The sequence below is a fragment of the Flavobacterium psychroterrae genome (assembly GCF_018380615.1).
GTDB classification, from domain to species: domain Bacteria; phylum Bacteroidota; class Bacteroidia; order Flavobacteriales; family Flavobacteriaceae; genus Flavobacterium; species Flavobacterium psychroterrae.
Window position 1 is genome coordinate 179,022 of sequence record NZ_JAGYVZ010000003.1, and the last position, 20,726, is coordinate 199,747.

Annotated in this window: 13 protein-coding genes and 2 tRNA genes; 7 read left to right on the top strand and 8 right to left on the bottom strand. The window is 32.0% G+C overall.

Features of this window, described 5'->3' with window-relative positions:
* Positions 1-12: 12 nt before the first annotated feature.
* From KHA90_RS04690 to KHA90_RS04715, 6 genes are all read right to left on the bottom strand, one after another.
* The gene (locus KHA90_RS04690) at positions 13-2,850 is read right to left on the bottom strand and encodes a carboxypeptidase-like regulatory domain-containing protein (protein WP_213295929.1); all 2,838 of its coding nucleotides are present in this window, start codon (positions 2,848-2,850) and stop codon (positions 13-15) included.
* A gap of 298 nt (positions 2,851-3,148) precedes the next feature.
* Positions 3,149-4,369 carry an MFS transporter gene (locus KHA90_RS04695; protein WP_213295931.1) on the bottom strand — a complete coding sequence of 407 codons (1,221 nt, stop codon included), beginning with the start codon at positions 4,367-4,369 and terminating at the stop codon, positions 3,149-3,151.
* 441 nt (positions 4,370-4,810) lie between these two features.
* On the bottom strand, positions 4,811-5,851 hold the full coding sequence (locus KHA90_RS04700) for a Gfo/Idh/MocA family oxidoreductase (RefSeq protein ID WP_213295934.1): 1,041 nt from the start codon (positions 5,849-5,851) through the stop codon (positions 4,811-4,813).
* Positions 5,852-6,049: 198 nt separating this feature from the next.
* Entirely contained in the window at positions 6,050-7,120 is a 1,071-nt protein-coding gene (locus tag KHA90_RS04705; RefSeq protein ID WP_213295937.1) for an NADH:flavin oxidoreductase/NADH oxidase, read from the bottom strand.
* 127 nt (positions 7,121-7,247) lie between these two features.
* On the bottom strand, positions 7,248-7,883 hold the full coding sequence (locus KHA90_RS04710) for an ATP-binding cassette domain-containing protein (protein ID WP_213295939.1): 636 nt from the start codon (positions 7,881-7,883) through the stop codon (positions 7,248-7,250).
* Positions 7,877-8,779, bottom strand: a complete 903-nt coding sequence (locus tag KHA90_RS04715) for a hypothetical protein (RefSeq protein ID WP_213295941.1) — start codon at positions 8,777-8,779, stop codon at positions 7,877-7,879. Before KHA90_RS04715 ends, KHA90_RS04710 begins: the two co-directional genes overlap by 7 nt.
* 251 nt (positions 8,780-9,030) lie before the next feature.
* Between KHA90_RS04715 and rseP the strand changes: the two genes are divergently transcribed.
* The 3 genes from rseP (at position 9,031) to KHA90_RS04730 (ending at position 10,643) form a co-directional block, all read left to right on the top strand.
* Complete coding sequence (gene rseP, locus KHA90_RS04720) at positions 9,031-10,374, top strand: RIP metalloprotease RseP (protein ID WP_213295942.1); 1,344 nt, start codon at positions 9,031-9,033, stop codon at positions 10,372-10,374.
* An 83-nt stretch (positions 10,375-10,457) separates the two neighbouring features.
* Positions 10,458-10,531, top strand: a tRNA-Asn gene (locus KHA90_RS04725).
* Between the two features lie 38 nt (positions 10,532-10,569).
* Positions 10,570-10,643: transfer RNA gene (locus tag KHA90_RS04730), tRNA-Asn, on the top strand.
* A gap of 1,295 nt (positions 10,644-11,938) precedes the next feature.
* Here the strand turns inward: KHA90_RS04730 and KHA90_RS04735 are convergent.
* On the bottom strand, positions 11,939-12,646 hold the full coding sequence (locus KHA90_RS04735; RefSeq protein WP_213295943.1) for a tetratricopeptide repeat protein: 708 nt from the start codon (positions 12,644-12,646) through the stop codon (positions 11,939-11,941).
* A gap of 418 nt (positions 12,647-13,064) precedes the next feature.
* Between KHA90_RS04735 and KHA90_RS04740 the strand changes: the two genes are divergently transcribed.
* Both KHA90_RS04740 and KHA90_RS04745 read left to right on the top strand, forming a co-directional pair.
* Positions 13,065-13,454 carry a helix-turn-helix domain-containing protein gene (locus KHA90_RS04740; RefSeq protein ID WP_213295944.1) on the top strand — a complete coding sequence of 130 codons (390 nt, stop codon included), beginning with the start codon at positions 13,065-13,067 and terminating at the stop codon, positions 13,452-13,454.
* Positions 13,455-13,668: 214 nt separating this feature from the next.
* Positions 13,669-17,157, top strand: coding sequence for a leucine-rich repeat domain-containing protein (locus tag KHA90_RS04745; RefSeq protein WP_213295945.1), 3,489 nt, complete (start codon positions 13,669-13,671; stop codon positions 17,155-17,157).
* 117 nt (positions 17,158-17,274) lie between these two features.
* On the opposite strand, the gene KHA90_RS04750 is transcribed toward KHA90_RS04745, so the two are convergent.
* Positions 17,275-18,471 carry a C1 family peptidase gene (locus KHA90_RS04750; protein WP_213295947.1) on the bottom strand — a complete coding sequence of 399 codons (1,197 nt, stop codon included), beginning with the start codon at positions 18,469-18,471 and terminating at the stop codon, positions 17,275-17,277.
* Between the two features lie 222 nt (positions 18,472-18,693).
* Here KHA90_RS04750 and KHA90_RS04755 point away from each other — a divergent pair, with 222 nt between their 5' ends.
* Positions 18,694-19,512: a helix-turn-helix domain-containing protein gene (locus KHA90_RS04755; RefSeq protein WP_213295948.1), complete on the top strand. Its 819-nt coding sequence runs from the start codon at positions 18,694-18,696 to the stop codon at positions 19,510-19,512.
* A gap of 78 nt (positions 19,513-19,590) precedes the next feature.
* Positions 19,591-20,457 carry a CPBP family intramembrane glutamic endopeptidase gene (locus tag KHA90_RS04760; protein ID WP_213295949.1) on the top strand — a complete coding sequence of 289 codons (867 nt, stop codon included), beginning with the start codon at positions 19,591-19,593 and terminating at the stop codon, positions 20,455-20,457.
* The last annotated feature ends 269 nt before the right edge of the window (positions 20,458-20,726 follow it).

Sequence of the window (20,726 nt, forward strand, 5' to 3'; positions counted from 1 at the left end):
GTGTTTTAAAGATTACAAACTAATGGCAAGATTCACGAAATAAGTACGTCCGTATCCATAAAAATATTTAGGACCAAATGATGGTGTTCCACTCGAAACATCTTGATTAAGCGCTCTGAAATTTGCATTTCGTGCTTGTTCAAAACCCCCGGTTTTATAAGTAAGATTAAATACATTACTTACGCTGGCAAAAAGCCCAATATACTTTCCGGACAAACGCCAGGATTTGCCTCCTGTAATATTTACTAATGAAATGGGATCAAACTTTTCTTGTTTTAATAAAGCCGACGCTCGTTGCTCTGTCGCTTCTGGAAAAACCAAACCACTTATTGGATTTTTATAAAACCTCGCTGTTCTGGCAATGGGCGAAACATCAATATAACTCTCTGTCAGATAATTAATGTTTGCTCCTAACCACCAATATTTTGGATCTCGATATTCTAATCCTATTGAATATGCTTGTTGTGGCATACCGGATTGTTTATAGTTTTTAAGATAGGATTCTCCAAAATCAAATGTTGTTTGTGTATCGCCCTTTGCAGCATTGGCATCATTTGTTATCGAAACATTTGGATTACTATTGTAGGTATAATTACCATAAGCAGCAGACAAAGTGCTCTTTAATGTTGATGAAATTTGGTATTCAAAACTTAGTTCTGCTCCAATATTTTTCTTGTCCAAATGTGTTAACGTCTCACTTACAAATGCATCTGTATTGTTGTAACTCGAACCTCTGTCAAAAATCCCTTCTGCATAGAAAAAGGAAGTTTTCGTAGTGTTTTTTATTAAAGTATAATAAACCGTTGTGCGGATTTTAAGTTTGGGAGAACGGAAAACATAATTCGCCTCGGCACTGCTTATATTTTCATTTTCAACGCCATCAACAACTGAATTATTCAAACGGGAATTTGCAAAAGTATTCCTGAGTGAAGGCGCTCTTGTAAGATGCATTCCGTTAAAAAACAACAATTGCTTACCTGAAATTTTATACGTGAACCCTCCTTTGAATCCAAAATTTTCATAACTCACTTTTTGACTCTTACCGAGAGAAGATGTTGGATAAATTCCGTTTTGATATAAACCTTCCCTTTGATAATTTGAAACTGAATAAGTTTGTCCTAAATAAAAATCAATTTTGTTATAATTGAATTTAAACTGTGTGAAAGCATCAATTGTGGTAGCTAAAAAATTAAAATTATAACCGTAAATATCTCCTTTTTTTACTTGGCGATTTGGATTTTGTAAATCAGATTGCGCCTGATCTCCGCTGTAAAATGCGTCGATATCTTCAAAATATTCACCTCCAAGTAAATCCAAAAGAGATTGAAATTGATGTGATTTCAAATTCCTAAATGTGATTCCGCCATCAAAAGCGCTATTCTCCGTTATTTGAATGTTTAGGTTTGTATTGGCTGCAAATGTTTTGTCATCTGTTCGATCTTCATACAAAACATAATGACTTTTTGAGGGTTTGTAACCTGTAATATTTCCTTCAGAATTTAGTATTGGTTGCTGATTGGCTTGGTACAATTCATCCCAATTGATCTGAGAATTTTCCAGAAATAGTGTTTTATTTTTTTCTGCACTTATATAATCGGGAGTAAAATCTCCTGAAAATTCTCCCTGATCTTTTGCGTACAATGATGTGTAGTAGCTTGGTAGTTTCCTATAATAAGTAGGATCCGGACTATTTGCATTTTGATAATCGATCGTACTGTTGCCAACCTGACCAAATTGATACATTACGCTGGAATTCAGGTTTGCTTTTTCATTTATTTTAAAATAATGATTTAGCATTAATAACGGTTCTTCGACTTTTTTTACTCTTGCATTTCGTTTTTCTCCATTCTGAAAACCCCAATATGAATTGTATTTTTCACTGGTTAATTGAATCACTTCATCTGTACTCGCTGAATTTTTCCCGCGGGAACTTGGGGTATAAAATCCTGTAAAATTTAGCGAATGTTTATTGCTTAATTTTTTTTCGATACTTATAAAAAAAGATTCGGCATCAAAAGTAGTTCCTTCAAAATAACCTTCATTTGCGAGACGTTTTCCTGCCGAAATTGTATATGCCCATCCGGCAGAATTCATACCCGAAGCATAAGTGCCAATGGCGCGCCAATTATAAGTTGTATTGCTTCCGGAAAACGACAATCTTGTTCCTTTTCTATATGTTGAAGCACGTGTCGAAATTTGTTGTGTTCCCAATATTCCTCCAAAGGAAAAATTTGAAGCCGCGGCTCCAACAGAAAATTCCTGATTCCTGAGCACATCATTTAAACCTCCCCAATTACTCCATTGTGGTCGCCCATCATAAATTTTATTCATGACCATACCATTAAGCATCATGGCTCCGTTTTCGCTGTCTAAACCGCGAACTCTAAATCGGGCTTGACCCCAATTGAAAGCTGACGCTTGCATAAAAGCATCTTTTGAAGATTGTAAAAGTCCGGAAGTCATTTCAGAGGAGCTATTATCATCAGATAAATCGCTGTCTAATAATGTGATTAAAGTTGCCGGAGCACTATCTAAAAAATTATCTTCTAATTGTACTATTCCAAGATTGACCATTTGTCCCGGATTTGAATTTATTTTTAGAAGTAAATCTTTATAACCCTGACTGTGAAGCAATAATAATTGCTGTCCTTTTATGGAAGAATGCAATTCAAATTTTCCTTGTGAATTGGTGAGTTGCGTGACAGAAGAGTTTTGGATACTTACAACAACATTTTCAATAGGACTTTGAGTTTTTGCATCGATTACAATTCCCAAAAAAGTAGTTTCTTGTTGTGCAAAAGCAACTCCGAAAGACAATAAAATAAAAAACAGCATGTAATTTTTTCCCATGAAGAACCCAATTTACTTTGATAATTAGTTTTCAGAATGAATGCTTTGAATTTCAAATCATTTCGATTCTTACATCAAAAGATAAAATTGGTCTTTGGAAGACATTGGTAAATTTCAGAATCAAATAAATAGATTCGAAAATTCAAATATAGATAAAAAATATTAATAAAGTAATTTCTTACTAATTTTAACATGTCTGGAAAGTTTATTTACAGACAAGCCATGAATTGAAAGCAAATATATCTGTGATAATCTGCTTTATCCGTACATCCGATAGCTATCGGGAGTGGGCAATAAATTATGCTGTAGTTCTAATTTTAGAAACCATAAAGGCAATCAAAACGCCAAAGATTCCGATAAAAGCAAAAGAAAACTGAAGTCCAAAACTTTCAGCAACATGACCAATTACCGGAGGTCCCATCAGGAAACCAAGAAAACTAACGCTCGAAACTATCGTTAAGGCTTCTCCGGGCGGAACCGTTGGATTTTTCCCTGCTATACTATAAACGGTAGGAACAATAGTTGCAACGCCTAAACCAACTGCCATAAAAGCAATAGTACACGGTATAATATAAGGAAGAAAAACGGCGGTGAAAAGTCCGGCAGAAATCATCACGCCACTAATTTGCATGACGCGTTCACGACCAAATTTATTGATAAGTCCATCACCTAAAAATCTGCCGCTTGCCATCATAATCATGAAGGATGTATAACCTAAAATTACCAAAGCTCCGGGTGCTTTTACAATATCTTTAAAGTAAACTCCGCTCCAGTCAAACATTACGCCTTCGCTCGCCATGCTGCAAAATCCTATAACACCAAGCCAAAGTAAAGAACTATCCGGTTTTGCAAATAACTTTTTCTTTTCAGCCGATTTATGTTTTATTTTTTCTTTGGCTTTGACCAAAAATTTAAAATTAAAAGCAACCATTATAAGGACAACTCCTCCAACAATCAAGAAATGATGAAGTGGTGTAAGTTTTAAAGTCAACATTCCTAAACCAACCAAAGCTCCTGTAAATCCGGCAAAACTCCACATGCCGTGAAATGCCGACATGATTGTTTTTTTGAAAAGTACTTCAGTATAAACTCCTTGTGTATTTACAGCGATATTGGCTAGATTTCCGAAGATTCCAAATAGAAATAATCCCAACGATAATTGCAATGCTGATGTTGCCAAACCTAAATTCGCCAGACATAAAACATACATTATTAAAGAGAAAACAAGAATTCTGTGACTCCCGAACTTGGTTACCATTTTTCCTGAAAAGGGCATAATGATCAATTGTCCCATTGGAAGTGCAAAAAGTATGGAACCCAAATCGCCTTCGGTTAAATGTAAAGCGGTTTTAATGTCCGGAATTCTGCTTGCCCAGGTTGCAAAACTTAATCCCATCCCGAAATAAAACATTCCTACAGCAATACGAATCCGGTTTAAATAAGAGGCTTTTGCTTCTCTGTAAACTTTCTTGATTTTCCCTTTGGTTTGGAATAGCGATAATGGATTGAAATCTATCAAAATAATGCATTTTAGGTTTGACAGCATAAAAGTACTAAAAAGCTACTTTAAAGACTATAAAACCCTACTGGTTCCTAAATTTATAACGTTATATGTTTATAAATTTTTTTTTAAGGGTATTAAGGTTCTGAAGAGCAAAGGGCCAAAGGTTTTTTTGTAGAGGTACATTGCAGTGTGTGTCAGTTGCCTGTTAGGGTGTTCTTTTTTGCCACAGATTAAACGATTAAAAATGATTTAAAAAACCTGTGTTAATCTGTTTTATCCGTAAAACCCGTCGGCAAATTAATACGCAAAAAAAAAGAGACGCACTGCTGTGCGCCTCTACGGTCTCCATTAGGATATTTATTTTTACTACACATTTAGGATTAAAAAAAAATCTGTGTAAATCCGTTTTATTCTTCAAATCTGTGGGTAAATTTTAAAACCCGTGGGTAAAATTTTCTATAAATTAATTACTGTTCTTTGTGCGTTGCTTGCAATTGCCGCTTCGATAATCTGCATTACTTTTACACCATCTTGCGCTGTTACCGGCTCTAATTTATTGTTGGCAATTGATTCATAAACACCATCAAAAAAGGAGAAATAATTTCCCTGAAGCGTTGGGATTTTTTCCTTGATTTCTTTTCCGTTAACTTCTGTATGTAAAAGTCCTTGCAGGGATTCTAATTCTGTTCCCCAGGAATCCAAGTTTGGTTTTTTGCCTAGTTTTAAATCATCTTCCTGAACATCTCCGCGGGGTTTTAAAAAAGATCCCTTTTTACCGTGAATGGTATATGCCGGATTTGCTTCTTTAACAAAAAAACTGGCTTTTAATCTAACTCTGAAATCTTCATAAATTAGTAATAAATCCATCCAGTCATCGACTAAAGAATTTTCTCTGGTATACCGAATATCCGCAAAAACCGACTTTGGTAAACCAAATAAACAAGCTGCCTGATCGATTAAATGCGGTCCTAAATCTTTTAAGATTCCGGCTCCGTCGTTAACGGTTTCCTTATGCGATTTCGGACTTAATAATGGATTGTATCTGTCAAAATGGAATTCTGCTTCAACTAAATCTCCTAAAGTTTTTTCAGTAATTACTTTTTGAACGGTTTTAAAATCGCTGTCCCATCTTCTGTTTTGGAAAACGGCTAATTTCACTCCTTTTTCTGCTGCGATTGCTGCTAATTCTTCGGCTTCAGCCACAGTTGTAGTAAATGCTTTTTCTACAACGGCGTGTTTTCCTGCCAGTAATACTTTTTTAGCGTATTCGTAATGCGTTCCTACAGGTGTATTTACAATTACTAAATCGACATCATCTGCTAATAAATCATCTATTGTTGGATAACTTTTTACAGTTGGATAATCATCCTGAATTAGTTTTTTGCTTCTTTCCCAAGATCCTAATAATTCAAATCCCTGATGTATGTTTAAAAACGGAGCGTGAAAAACTTTTCCCGACATTCCGTATGATAATAGTGCTGTTTTTATTTTTTGCATTTTTGTTGTGTTTGGTTTTTGCCACAGATTATTGTGATAAACTTATTTTTTTTTTCGCCACGAATTTCACAAATTTTCACTAATTGTATTGGGTTTAAAACTTTAAAATTGAATTAGAATTCGTGATAATTCGTGAAATTCGTGGCAACCTTTTTAGATCATTTTATTTCGATAGCTATCTTAAGTGCCAAAAAAATATTAGATCTTAGCTCTTTCATATTGTTTTGGCCATTGTATATCGTCACTTAATTCTTTGGCAAAACTTAAAGGTAAATTTGGGTTTCTTAAAGATTCTCTGGCAAATAAAATTAAATCAGCCTGATTGTTTTCTAAAATAGTTTCGGCTTGATGTGCTTCGGTAATTAAGCCAACTGCGCCTGTTAGAACTGAAGCTTCTTTTTTAACTTTCTCTGCAAACTGAACCTGATATCCTGGTTTTAATTCTATTTTTTGATGTGAAACTAATCCGCCTGATGAAACATCGATTAGGTCAACTCCTTTTTCTTTTAATATAGCCGAAAGTTTTACAGATTCTTCTGGATTCCATCCGCCTTCTGCCCAATCTGTAGCTGAAATTCTAACAAACAAAGGCAAATCTGAAGGCCATTCTGACTGAACTGCTGCTACAATTTCTAAAGTAAATCGGATTCTGTTTTCAAAACTTCCTCCATATTCATCAGTTCTCACATTGGTTAACGGAGACAAAAACTGGTGCAATAAATAACCATGTGCGCCATGAATTTCCATCACTTTATATCCGGCCTGAACAGCTCTTTTTGTTGCTGTTTTAAAATCTGAGATTACTTTCTGGATTCCGTTTTTGTCTAAAGCTTCCGGAAGAAATGGTTCATCATCATGATACGGAATCGCGCTTGCCGAAACCGTTTGCCATCCGCCCTGAGCGAAATCTAACTTTTTATTGCCTTCCCAAGGAGCTGAAACACTTGCTTTTCGTCCTGCATGTGCCAACTGAATTCCTGGAATCGAATTTTGAGAAACTATAAATTCGTTGATCGTTTTTAGTTTTTCGATGTGCTCGTCTTTCCAGATTCCAAGATCTGAAGGCGAAATTCTGGCTTCGGGGGAAACTGCTGTCGCTTCCTGAATAATTAAAGCCGCTCCGCCACTGGCACGACTTCCTAAATGAACTAAATGCCAATCGTTTGCAAATCCGTCAACTGACGAATACTGGCACATGGGCGAAATAACGATTCTGTTTTTTAAGGTGATTTTTTTTATAGTAAGTGAAGAAAATAATATTGAAGCCATAATTGTAACTTTTAATGGTTTTACACTACTTATTAAGTACAATAGTGTTTGAAAAAGTAAAGTTAAAGCTTCTTTGCAAAAGGAGAAATCTAAATGTTTATTAATTAACAAACATTTAAATTAAGTCTTATTGTACAAAAAGTTCCTTTTCAATTTCTGAAAAATGAATCTTTTCGAACTCCTGTATATTTTTGCTTTTTAACAGAAAAATTTTATCACAATCTTTATAAAGAATTTCTAAAATATGAGATGAAATAAAAATAATACTTCTTTTTGAAAGTTCTCTAATATAATTCATCAATAGATAATTAGATTCTAAATCAAGCCCGTTAAATGGTTCATCTAAAATATAGATTAAAAATTCTTTTTGAAAAACGGCATTGAGGTAGGTTTTCTTTTTCATACCTGTAGAAAACTCTCGTATTAATTGATTTTCAGGAACATGAAATAAAGGCTGAAATCTTGATTTTTTTAAATCTAATAAGTGAGCATAAAAATAATAGAATTCCTTTGCCGTAAGTTCACCGTAAATTGTGGGTTCTGTAGGAATCCAGGCTGTATTTTGCAGTAAAACCTTCTCGTTATTAATGATGCAATTTCCCTGAAATTTTTCAAGACCCAACATGCATTTAAAAAGTGTCGTTTTTCCGTGACCATTTTTACCTATAACGCCATAAATACCAGGTTTATCAATATTTATTTTTATATTTTCTAATATAATATGATCGTTGTATTTTTTTTGGTCAATATGAATCGTCAGCATGTTTTTATGATATTTAATTTTTCTATCGCTTTTTTATATATAAATGGCACGACTAAAATAGGAATACCAAATAGAAAAATGTTCGAAGCAATGAAGAAAGAAAAGGTAATTTGATGTAAAAAATTATTGTCAAAATAAATATACTTAAAGAATACGTTGACTAAAGGAGGGATAAAAATAATTAAAGCAAACAATAATTTTTCCCATTGCTGAAAGAAACATAACATTATGAAAACTGGAATTATTAAATAAGTGGTATTGATAAATGTACTTTTTAATTGATAGAATAAATATTTACCGGCGCTAAAAGGATTAATACTGATCTCTTCTCTCTTTTCTCTTTCGAAAGATGGAATACACGCAATAAAGGACAAAACAAAAAATACCAGCAAAATAAGATTCTCATTTTTATAAATTACTGCTACATAAATCAAAGCAAGCAAAAACGGAAATACATAAATAAGTTTATATGTTCGAAATACAATATGCCAATGTATATTAAATAAATCAAAAGGGTATCGAACTATTTTTAGATTTAATCTTGGTGCATTTATTAATAGTATTTTGAATAACAGAATTCCAGGAATAACAATGAATTCCTTCTTTGCTGCTAACACTAAATAAAAAGGAAGGGAATAAATAATATATTCTGTCAACAGAATGGTTTTGTAATTTTTTTTCAGTTTTAAGATTTCAATATCTCTTCTTTGTAAATGATAGGCAATTATATCAACAAAAAAAAGCGGCATATAATTGCGAAAAGATTCGTAATTTTTATACACTAAAAATGCAGTAGCAAAATACAGCAGCACTATTAAAAACACAGCCAGATGATCATCTTTAGAAACTAATTTTCTAAAACGAACAAGAAACAAATAATGTAAAATTTTTATCAATGCTTTTTTATGAATTTTAATGTTTAGACAACAAGTTTCAAATATACAAATTCACTTAGGAGAATTATATTATTGTAACATTATCTCCGAATGAGTTACTTATAGGTAAGAACAATTTAACTTTACTTAATTTATAGAAAAGTTAAGGTCAATTATTAACAAGAATTTAAAACCTTAAGTATTATCTTGCGGTCTTAAATTAAAATAGAAACGTTACTTTTGTGCGTTAAATTACGAACTAAAAATACAAAATGGATATAGTTATCAAACTCTCTCAATTTCTATTGAGTTTATCTTTACTTATTATTCTTCACGAATTAGGGCATTTTATCCCCGCAAAATTATTTAAAACAAGAGTCGAAAAATTTTACTTATTTTTTGATGTTAAATATTCTCTATTAAAAAAGAAAATTGGAGAAACAGAATACGGAATTGGTTGGTTACCGCTTGGAGGTTACGTAAAAATCTCCGGAATGATCGACGAAAGCATGGACAAAGAACAAATGGCTTTACCACCTCAACCGTGGGAATTTCGTTCTAAACCAGCGTGGCAACGTTTAATTATCATGTTAGGCGGCGTTACGGTAAACTTTATTTTGGCGTTTATCATATATATAGGTATGGCGTTTGCTTATGGTGATACGTATGTGGCTAATGCTGATTTAAAAGATGGAATTTTAGTTGATAATCCTGCAATGCTTAAAGCTGGATTTAAAACCGGTGATAAATTGATTTCTATTGATGGTAAAAAGGTGGAGAATTTCGACAAGGAATTAAACATGAATATCATCATTTCTAAGCAAGTCCTGGTGGAAAGAAACGGACAACAACAAACTATTAATATCCCTAATGATTTTGTTGATCAGTTATCAAAACAGGAAAAAGGTTTATTAGTTAACATTCGTGTTCCTTTTGCGATTGCAAAAGTTGCTGATGAATCTGTTAACAAAAATTTAAAACCAAAAGATTTGATTCTTTCTCTTAACGGAGAAAAAGTAAAATATTTTGATGAAGCAAAAACGATTTTAAACAAGAACAAGGGAAAAACAATTCCTGCAGTTGTATTGCGTGATTTAAAAGAAACACCAATTACCGTTAAAGTTTCTAATGAAGGAACGTTAGGCGTAATTGCAGGTGGATTAGACATGGCTTCTTTAGAAAAATTAGGATACTATAAAATCAGCACTAAGGAATACAGTTTCTTTGAATCAATTCCTGTGGGATTAACAAAAGGTAAGGATCAATTAGTAAGTTACGGAAAACAGCTTAAAATGATTTTTAATCCTGAAACAAAAGCGTACAAACAAGTAGGTGGTTTTGCGGCGATTTTTAACATTTTTCCGAGTTCTTGGAGCTGGGAAGTTTTCTGGTCAATCACTGCTTTATTGTCAATTATGCTTGGAGTTATGAATTTATTGCCAATTCCGGCGCTTGATGGTGGTCATGTGATGTTTTTATTATACGAAATTATTAGTGGCAGAAAACCAAGTGATAAATTCCTAGAGAACGCACAAATGGTTGGCTTTGTTTTACTTATAGCACTACTACTGTTTGCTAACGGAAACGATATTTACAAGGCAATTGTAGGCAAGTAAAAAAAAATTATAAAAAGTGTGAAAATATTTTTGAGAAACTAAAAAATCCTCTATATTTGCACTCGCTAAAAAGAGCAACAACTTCCTCCTTAGCTCAGTTGGTTAGAGCATCTGACTGTTAATCAGAGGGTCCTTGGTTCGAGCCCAAGAGGGGGAGCAACTTTTTTTAGCAAACATATTTACCTTTAAGGTGATTCCTTCTTAGCTCAGTTGGTTAGAGCATCTGACTGTTAATCAGAGGGTCCTTGGTTCGAGCCCAAGAGAGGGAGCTTATTTAATACCACTTACAAATTGTAAGTGGTATTTTTTTTTGCCCAAAAACAATTACGCAAAAACTTTGTCATTCGACTGAAGAGAGAAATCACACGAGTAACTCTACAAAGATTGGCAATTATGATTACGGAATTTCTAGTGTGATTTCTCCCTTCAGTCGAAATGAAAAGATAGTCTACACAAGCTGTGTCATTCTGAGGAACGAAGAATCTCCGCAAGAAATTCGACAAAGTTTGCGCTTACCAATTGCCACGGAGCTACTTTCGGAGATTCTTCGTTCCTCAGAATGACAAACCAGGCGTGAAAAAGCTAACGGGATAAAACAGGATTAAGCGCAATTAAAAGTCATGGATCAGTAAAACAATTATTCATAAACTTTGTCATTCAAAGAAACGAGAAATCACACGAGTAACTCTACAAAGATTGGCAATTATGATTACGGAATTTCTAATGTGATTTCTCCCTTCAGTCGAAATGAACAAAAAGATAGTCTACACAAGCTGTGTCATTCTGAGGAACGAAGAATCTCCGCAAGAAACTCGACAAAGTTTGCGCTTACCAATTGCCACGGAGCTACTTTCGGAGATTCTTCGTTCCTCAGAATGACAAACTAGAAGTGAAAAAGCTAACGGGATAAAACAGGATTAAGCGCAATTAAAAGTCATGGCTCAGTAAAACAATTACGCAAAAACTTTGTCATTCGACTGAAGAGAGAAATCACACGAGTAACTCTACAAAGATTGGCAATTATGATTACGGAATTTCTAATGTGATTTCTCCCTTCAGTAGAAATGAACAAAAAGATAGTCTACACAAGCTGTGTCATTCTGAGGAACGAAGAATCTCCGCATGAAACTCGACAAAGTTTGCGCTTACCAATTGCCACGGAGCTACTTTCGGAGATTCTTCGTTCCTCAGAATGACAAACCAGGCGTAAAAAAGCTAACGGGATAAAACAGGATTAAGCGCAATTAAAAGTCATGGATCAGTAAAACAATTACACAAAAACTTTGTCTTTCGACTGAAGAGAGAAATCACACGAGTAACTCTACAAAGATTGGCAATTATGATTACGGAATTTCTAATGTGATTTCTCCCTTCAGTCGAAATGAACAAAAAGATAGTCTACACAAGCTGTGTCATTCTGAGGAACGAAGAATCTCCGCATGAAACTCGACAAAGTTTGCATTCACCAATTGCCACGGAGCTACTTTCGGAGATTCTTCGTTCCTCAGAATGACAAACTAGAAGTGAAAAAGCAAATTTCAAACTATTAAAATAGAATCAAAAATCAGTTCCTCACCACTTTATTGTGCTTCATTACATTATTACCTATGTTTTTACTTTCAAACAAAAGCATTGCTTCTTCGGCTTTCTGGGTTTGGTTGATGCCTTTTAAGGATTGGGCGTAGCGGTAATAATACATCGGGTCTAAATTTGCTTTCATGGCAAAGAGCTCTTCGTAGTATTTAGCAGCTGTGGCAAGATCACCGTCAAAATAAGCTCTGTCGGCGACTTTTGTGAGCATTTCTTCGGTTCTGTAGCCTTTGTCTAAAACTTTTGCGTAAGTACTTACTACATCTATATTAAGATATTTTGGAGATGCTGCCGGAGCAATTACTTCAACTTTTATGGGTTCAATTGTCGTGGCAACATCTTCAACTATCGTTTTTGATTGTAAATTTAATTCCGTGGGTTTTACTTTTTCTTTTCGGTAAATAGGTATTACAACTCTGGTGTTGTTTGGTCCAAGATCATTTGTGTAAACCATATTTAATTTTGAAACTTCGTATTTAGTGACTCTTTTGCCGAAAGTCATATTTATGGTTTCTTCGACATAATAAGCGACTATTATGCGATCATCTTTTAAAATGTTTACATATCCCGAAGTTGGATTGTCATTTGATGCAACGGCAAGAGTTGGATTTGTATTCTGACCAAAACCGTTTAAAGAAAAAACAAAAGTAATTACTATAAAAAATCTCCAATTCGTTTTCATAATAGCCTTATAAAGTTATTGTCCCAGTTAAAACAGATTAAAGATACCTTATGTTGTCTTTTTTATTTTATAATGCCTGTGAACGACTTTAAAAAACGTTGAAGTGTTGGTTTTGAATAATAGAAGCAAACAATTAAAACATTTCGCCTGCATTTTATTGGCTGAGCTAATTAATCGCAGTTTGGTGAAAATCTTTGCTTGAACTTTGTCAAAGTTGCTTTGCGACTAAAAACTGAGACCGAGACTAATTTTTTTATATTGGCTTTTAACTTTAAGCTGTGCGAAAAATTGTATTTTTGTTTCATACAATACAATTAAGAACAAGCGAATTGTAACGTATTAAAATGGTATCTAACCAGTACAATCTTGTATTTTACTTTACCGATAATTTTTCAGGAATTTTAAATATCTTTGAACTATGAGCACAGCAACAAAACCAAATCATATAGGGCGAAAAATAAGCCGTATTCGTGAACTCCGTGATATGAAGCAGGAAGCATTGGCACAAGCTTTAGGACTAAGCCAGCAAACAGTTTCGGCTATTGAAAATAGTGAAACGATCGATGAAGAAAAACTTCAGGAAATAGCTAAAATTCTTGGCGTTTCTGTTGAGGGAATTAAAAACTTTTCTGAAGAGGCGGTTTTAAATATTATCGGAAACACATTAAATGATGGAAGTGTTATTAACGGAAATGCTTATAACTGTACTTTCAATCCGCTTGATAAAGTTGTTGAGCTTTTTGAACGTTTGGTTCAGTCTGAAAAAGAAAAAGTTGAATATTTAGAGAAGTTGTTGAAAGGGAAGTAATTTTTCTTTTGAAAGCAAATCAAATAAAAAAAAAATTCTAGCCAAATAGAAGAACTTAAAAAAGACTATCATTTTCATGATAGTCTTTTTTATTTATTGTGATATAATAGTAGATTATCTACTTTTTAGAGTTGATTGCCGTATCTTATTAAGGTATATTTATTTTAGTTTATTTGTAAGCAAAATAACATATATTTGAATCAAACTTATAATAATGCTAGACAAACCTTCAATAATTATTGAAATTGAGCTTTTCTTACAGATTAAACTAATTCGAGAAAATGATCCTTTTCGTGCTATGGGAATTTTGAAAAAAAATTGTTACTCTGTAGATGCTGATAATAAAGTTGTTGCCTTAAATCTACAAAAGATTCCACTTGAGATTTTTCCTTTTTTTAGAGATTTACAAAATTTAAAATATTTAAATTTATCAAATACTGAATTAAGAGAAATAAGCTTTATTCAATTTCTCACTGAATTAAAATACTTAAACCTATCTTCAAATGATATTTCTGATTTGGAAAATATCATTTCATTAAGACATTTAGAATATTTAAATTTATTTAATAATCGAATATCATCTTTATATTTTATTCAAGAATTAAAAGAAATAAAGACTCTAATTCTTAGTAACAATAATATTGGAGATGTAAAACCATTAAGTTATTTAACTAATTTGATAAGCTTAGATTTGTCAAATAATTTATTATCTGACATCTCATCACTTAATAAATTAAATCAATTACAAGAGCTAATTTTATCCAAAAACAGAATCAAAGGTTTTCCCTATATTCCTAATTTATCCAATCTAAATCATTTAAATTTAAGCTCAAATGGACTTGAAGACATTTTTGGAATAGAAAATCATTTAAAAATAGATAAATTAAATTTAAGTAACAATAAAATTTACAATATCAGATTGTTACAAGATTTATCTAATTTAAGGTATTTATACATTCACAAAAACGAAATAGAAGATCTTACATCGATAGATGATTTATATAATTTAAGAGTTTTAAATGCTTCAAACAATCAGATTCGTAATTTCTTCTTTCCAAATTTAAAAAGGCTGCTTAAACTATTCCTTTCAAATAATCCTTTAGATTATATAAATCTAGAGTATAATGAAAGGATAATAGAGTTATATTTAAACAATACATTAATAAAAGAATTGGATAATTTTGATATTTTAAGAAATTTAAGATCTCTACATTTACACAATAATCAATTATATGATATTCGTTTTTTATTCAATTTAAAAAAATTATTAGTCCTTGATTTAAGCTCTAATAACATTGAAGATATTTCTCCATTAATAGACCTACCTTTAAAGTCACTAAGTATTTCCGATAATCCGATTGAAAATATCGAAGAATCGCTATTGTTTAAAAACACTTTGGAATACTTATCAATAAATGATACAATTTATGCTAAGAACAATAATCTCGAACTTTCTAAAACAGAAAATCATCTAAATATAATTAAAAATAAAATTATTATAAAAAATAGTTTAGGAGAAACTGTAGACAGTTATTACCCAGTTAAAATTTTATTATTAGGAAATCATAGTAGCGGAAAATCACAGTTTTTAAATTATTTCTTAAATAATACATTACAACAAAAATCTGAAACAACAGATATTCTACAAATAAAATTTTTTAAAGACAAGAGAGATTCAATTCTTCCCACTGCTGTTTTTTATGATTTTGGAGGACAAGATTTCTATCATGGTTTATACAGAATCTTTTTAAGCAACCAATCTATACACTGTCTTTTTTGGCATACTAAAACTAATTTTAATAAATATGAATTAGATATAAAAGATAACCCAATTCAAAATTTTAATGTCAATTATTGGATTGGTCAAAAAAAATATAACGAATACAAGGAAGATTTTAATGACGATCTATTTTTAATAGAAACTCATTCTGATTTGAAAGAATCTAATAAGCCAACATATTTTATTTTTAATGAAAAAGAAAAAGTTCCTAGACAACAGTTTTATATCTCTTTAAAATATGATACAAACAACAAGTCAACATTTAGTAATAATCAATTAGTAAATCTACAACATTTAAAATCTAATTTAATAAGCCTGATTGAAGAAAAACAAATTCATTTTCAACAAAAAAAATGGTATCTTAATTTTATAAAATATATAACTTCTCCACAAAGAAGGGAACAGGCTATTGAAATTTTTGATTTATTAAATATTTTTGAAGATTTAAATACATCGCAAGAATCAAAAATTCAATTGTTACAAATAGAATTAGATCAACTACATAGAAAAGGGTTGGTTCTATATTATAAAAAAGAAATTCCAAATTTTGTATGGCTTAATCCTTTAAAAATTGTAACCTATATAAAGGAAAAGGTTTTGATTTTTGATGAAATTAAGAAAGAAAAAGGAATTTTAAATATCGAATATTTTAAAGAAAAAAACATAGATCATAATATCTTGTACTTGCTTCAATTACAAAAGGTAATATTTTTACATAAATATGGAATTAATAGTAATAAAGAAGTTATCGAAGAATATATTATTCCAAATTACCTTCCTTTGGTAGATAAAAATAATGATATAGAATACGATTTATTTACTTTCGGAATTCATAAACATCACATTTTTACTTTAAAGTTTACAGATTTTATTCCATTAGGATTAATCAATCAATTAATTTGTTTCTTTGGAAGTCTTCCTGATCAAAAAAAATTTTGGAGAAATCAAATAATTTTCACACTTGAGAGTAAATGTAAAATATTAATTTATTTAGATCATGAAAATTTAAAAATCAAAGTTTTTAGCCATTTTTTAATTACTGATAATGATGCAAAAGAAAAAATAACAAGATATATTTATTCGTGTATACTCTGTTTTTATTGGAATTTTGAACTTATCACTTTGAAGGAATACCTTAAATATGAAGAAGAATATATATTAAATGATGGAGATACGCTTAATAATAATTTGGAGCTAAATTTTTATCAAAGTAGAAGATTCTATGAAATTGTTGATTGTGATATACCATCTGATCTTTATATATCTATGGATACTAAAACATTTATAAAAGCTGACGAATTATCAAGTATTGATCAATTTACAAATACGAAAATAAATACATATAATTTGAATTTGACAAATGATCAATTTGAATATTCAAAAGAAAAAGCAATATATCCATTTAAAATATTTACAAATAAAAAATTAAAAAAAATGAAGAAAGTTTTTGTATCATATAGCCATGCAAATATTAAAGAAATGGAAGAATTAACTAAATATTTAATTGGATTCGTTAGAAATAAAGAAATTGAAAGCTGGACAGATCTGAAGCTTCAAAGTGGAGTAAAAGTTAAAGACGAAATCTTACAAAATCTTGAAGATGCGGATATTGTTATTTTACTAATTAGTCAAGATTTCATTGCTTCCGATTTTATATATGATAATGAATTACAAATGGCAATGAAGAAAAAAATAACAGGAAAAGGAGAAATTATTCCTGTAGTTTTAAGTAATTCTTCAATATTTGATCTTAAATTAAATGTAACAGGAAATGAAGGAAGTCTGTCTGAAGTAAAAATGGGTGAGTACTATTTTATACCACAAGACGAAAACAATAACTTAAAACCAATTGAAAGATGGGATCATAAATCAGAAGCCTGGATGAAAGTATATAATGATTTGAAAAAGAAGATTAGTCTTTAGATAAAAACAAATTCACTTACTATCGTATAAAAATTAAACCAAAACGTTTATTAAAACTCAAAAAAAAGCGCCACAATTCACATTGCAGCGCTTTTTCAATATTATAAAACTTAACTTTTAAACCCCTAACTTCTTAGCAATTTCATTTGGAATTCCGCCTTTGTTTACTAGTAAAGCAGTTGTTTTATATTTTACGAAATTTTTAGTCACAAACAAGAAACCTTTGTAGTCGTTTGTTGCTCCCCATGAATTTTTTACGATGTAGTATTCTTTTCCGGTTTGATCTTTTGCAAGACCTATAATGTGCATTCCGTGATCGTCTGTTGTTGTGTAATTATCAAACGCAGTCTGACGCATTTCAGCAGTAATTTCAGGTTCTGCTTTTGGTCCGTTAAACATGTCTGCTTTTTCTTCAGCCGTCATATCGTCAAATTTCTTTGTTGGCACATAAGCAACACCGTTTTTCCAGCTAAAGCTTTTCTCGCTTACGTCAGTTGCCCAGGCTACAGTATATCCTTTTTTCAAAGCATTGTCAATAACATCAGTCATATCATTTACTTTCACGTTGTACACCTGATCAAATGACCAGTTGTCCGGCACCATCATAGTTGTTTTTTGGTAATACGGCGCATTGGTGAACGATGATATTTCAACATATTCATCAGGATTAATTCCTACTACTTCCTTCGCAAAAGTTTGAGGCGTATAGTTTTTCCCTTTGTAAGTAAAGTTTTCCGGCACAGTTCCTAAATACGAATCAATAACTGCAGCGTATGCTTTTTGCCAGTTTGGCGTCAATTCACCATTTGGGTTTTTAACCACAGCAGTCAAAACGCCTTCGATAATCGCTGCCATTTCTCCAAATTTATTTTTATCAGTTCCGTAGTTCAATCCTGTGTAAATCTCTCTTGGTACGGTTCCGTATTTTTTGTACATATTAATTACATCATGCAATGCACCACCGTCACCTAAAGTAACTGCTCCGTGCATACGTACATAATTAATTCCTTTTTCAACATAAACGTTTCTTGCCGAGTAAATTTGAGACAATTCTACAGGTTGTTTTCCTAAACGAATCATTTCTGACTCCAGAAAAGAGTTTGCAGAATAACTCCAGCAAGTTCCAGACGAACCTTGTGCTTTTACTGATGTTGTTCCTAAATTAATTACCTCAGTGAATTTAAAGTTTTCTTTACTTTTTTCGCTTGCATTTAGTTTTAATGAATTCACTAAAATGTCCTGTGCAAAACCACTCGTTGCGCCTACGAAAAATACCGAAGCAGCAAGTACTGATTTGAATGAAAATGTATTCATAATTTATATTTAATGTTTGATAAATTAGTCTTTGTAATTTACAATTTGTTACAAAACAATTAAATTTCAGTTAATAAAACTAACCTTTAAGCGTTAATTTTTACAAAATGTTTTTTTTAAGCTACAAAACCTTACAAATTTCGCAAAATCATTAACTGTCTTATAATCAAAAACAATTCACGTTTCATATTCCTTTATTATGTAGTAATTTAGTTGCTCAAATTGCATGCAATACATCAGGAAATGTACGAACTGGAAAAAGAAAAATACTTAGGCAATACTAAAAACATTTTCAACAACACACAAGGAATTGCAGTTGTTGAAACCGAGTATAAAAATAAGGTTTACGAAGGCTGGCATTCGCACAATAACGCCCATATTACACTTTTCCTGAAAGGCGGAACTGCCGAAAAACGTAAAAACTCCAGTACGGTTGTTGGTCCGGGTTCGCTATTGTTTTATCATAGTGACGAATTGCATTTGAATCAGGATACGCTTTTTCCGTCTAAAAATATTAATATCGAAATTGAAGAGGATCTCCTGAAACAACTTCAGATTTCTGAAGCTGTTATCGAAAAATCTATTCAGAATACTACGCTGACCAAATTCCTGATTCTGAAAATATTTAAGGAATCTATGGTTGCCGATGCTTTTTCCGGCGATACTATAAATATGTTATTTGCACAATTATCTAGCGCAAATACTCATTTAGACAGATTTGAAAAAAGTCCGTTTTGGGTAAAAAGCCTAACCGAATTACTAAACGATTGCTGGAATGAAAACCCGAATTTAAAGGATCTTGCTCAGGTTTTAAACCTGAATCCTATTACGATATCCAAGCATTTTCCGAAATATTTTGGCTGTACTTTAGGCGAATATATGCGCAGGATCAAAATAAATCGTTCGCTTTCGCTGATTGATTCCAACAAAATCAATTTGACCGAAATAGGTTTTGAATGTGGTTTTGCAGATCAAAGCCATTTTATCAGAACTTTTAAAAGTCAAACTGGATTTCTTCCCAAACAATTTCAAAAATTATAAGAGAGGCAAATTTCATTCTGTTTTTTGGTTTTGATGGCGCCTACATTTGTCCCATCATAATCATTAAATCAAATCAAAATGGAAACGCTTACTGCAAAACAAAAAATATTCAATTTTCCTGTAACCAAAATTATTCTCGCCTTAATTGCCTTTATGGCTTTTGTAATTATCGGGCAACAAATTGCCGGAAAATTATTGGGATTAACTCCTTTAGAAAAAGACTTGAGAAATCTTTTTAAAGGCATCATCGTTTCGGCTTTAGCGATTACGAGTTATATTCTTTTCTTCAAAAATTACGAAAAAAGAAAAGTAACCGAATTATCTGTAAATAGATTAGCCCAAAATTTAATCTTTGGTACTTTGGTTGGTTTTGTACTTCAATCTCTAACTATTCTGGGGATGTACCTTAACGGAAGTTATAGCGTTATTGCCGTAAATCCGGTGTCGTTTATCTTGATTCCGCTTACGGTTGCATTTACCATCGCGATTATCGAAGAAATTTTAGTCCGCGGAATCATCTTCAGGATTCTGGAAGAAAAACTGGGAACTTATATTGCGTTGAGTATTTCGGCGATTATATTTGGCGCTTTGCATTTAGCGAACGCAAACAGCACTTTACTTTCGGGATTGCGTATTACTGTTGCGGGATTTTTATTGGGAGCGGCTTTTGTTTACAGCAGGAATTTATGGTTTCCTATTGCGCTGCATTTTGCATGGAATTTTACGCAATCGGGTATTTTTGGCGCAATCACTTCCGGAAACGAAAAAACGAGTAGTTTATTGGTAAGCAAAATTCAGGGTTCGGCGTTGATTACCGGTGGACAATTTGGTCCCGAAGGAAGTATTCAGGCAACTATATTCTGTTTTATTGGTGCAATTGTTTTATTGGCTTTAAGCCAAAGGGACAATAAAATCATAAAACCTTATTGGAAGAAACTCAATTAAATTATTCAGGTTGAAAAGGTTTTTTTGCCACAAATTTCACGAATTTTCACGAATTGAATTTGTGGAAATTGGTGCAATTGGTGCAATTTGTGCAATTTGTGGTTAATCTTTTTGCTTCCTCGTGTCAAACATTTGCCACATATTAAAAAGATTCAAAGGACTTTAAAATCTTCTCAATCTGCAAAATCTGCGTGAAAAAATTTATAATGAAAAAGTTTTTTCACCACAAATTGCACAAATTTTCGCAAATTCAGTTCGTGGAAATTTGT

Excerpts from the sequence above, each read along its gene's own strand:
- KHA90_RS04690 (WP_213295929.1), bottom strand. The coding sequence starts at position 2,850 with ATGGGAAAAAATTACATGCTGTTTTTTATTTTATTGTCTTTCGGAGTT.
- KHA90_RS04700 (WP_213295934.1), bottom strand. The coding sequence starts at position 5,851 with ATGCAAAAAATAAAAACAGCACTATTATCATACGGAATGTCGGGAAAA.
- KHA90_RS04705 (WP_213295937.1), bottom strand. The coding sequence starts at position 7,120 with ATGGCTTCAATATTATTTTCTTCACTTACTATAAAAAAAATCACCTTA.
- KHA90_RS04710 (WP_213295939.1), bottom strand. The coding sequence starts at position 7,883 with ATGCTGACGATTCATATTGACCAAAAAAAATACAACGATCATATTATA.
- rseP (WP_213295942.1), top strand. The coding sequence starts at position 9,031 with ATGGATATAGTTATCAAACTCTCTCAATTTCTATTGAGTTTATCTTTA.
- KHA90_RS04735 (WP_213295943.1), bottom strand. The coding sequence starts at position 12,646 with ATGAAAACGAATTGGAGATTTTTTATAGTAATTACTTTTGTTTTTTCT.
- KHA90_RS04740 (WP_213295944.1), top strand. The coding sequence starts at position 13,065 with ATGAGCACAGCAACAAAACCAAATCATATAGGGCGAAAAATAAGCCGT.
- KHA90_RS04745 (WP_213295945.1), top strand. The coding sequence starts at position 13,669 with ATGCTAGACAAACCTTCAATAATTATTGAAATTGAGCTTTTCTTACAG.
- KHA90_RS04750 (WP_213295947.1), bottom strand. The coding sequence starts at position 18,471 with ATGAATACATTTTCATTCAAATCAGTACTTGCTGCTTCGGTATTTTTC.
- KHA90_RS04760 (WP_213295949.1), top strand. The coding sequence starts at position 19,591 with ATGGAAACGCTTACTGCAAAACAAAAAATATTCAATTTTCCTGTAACC.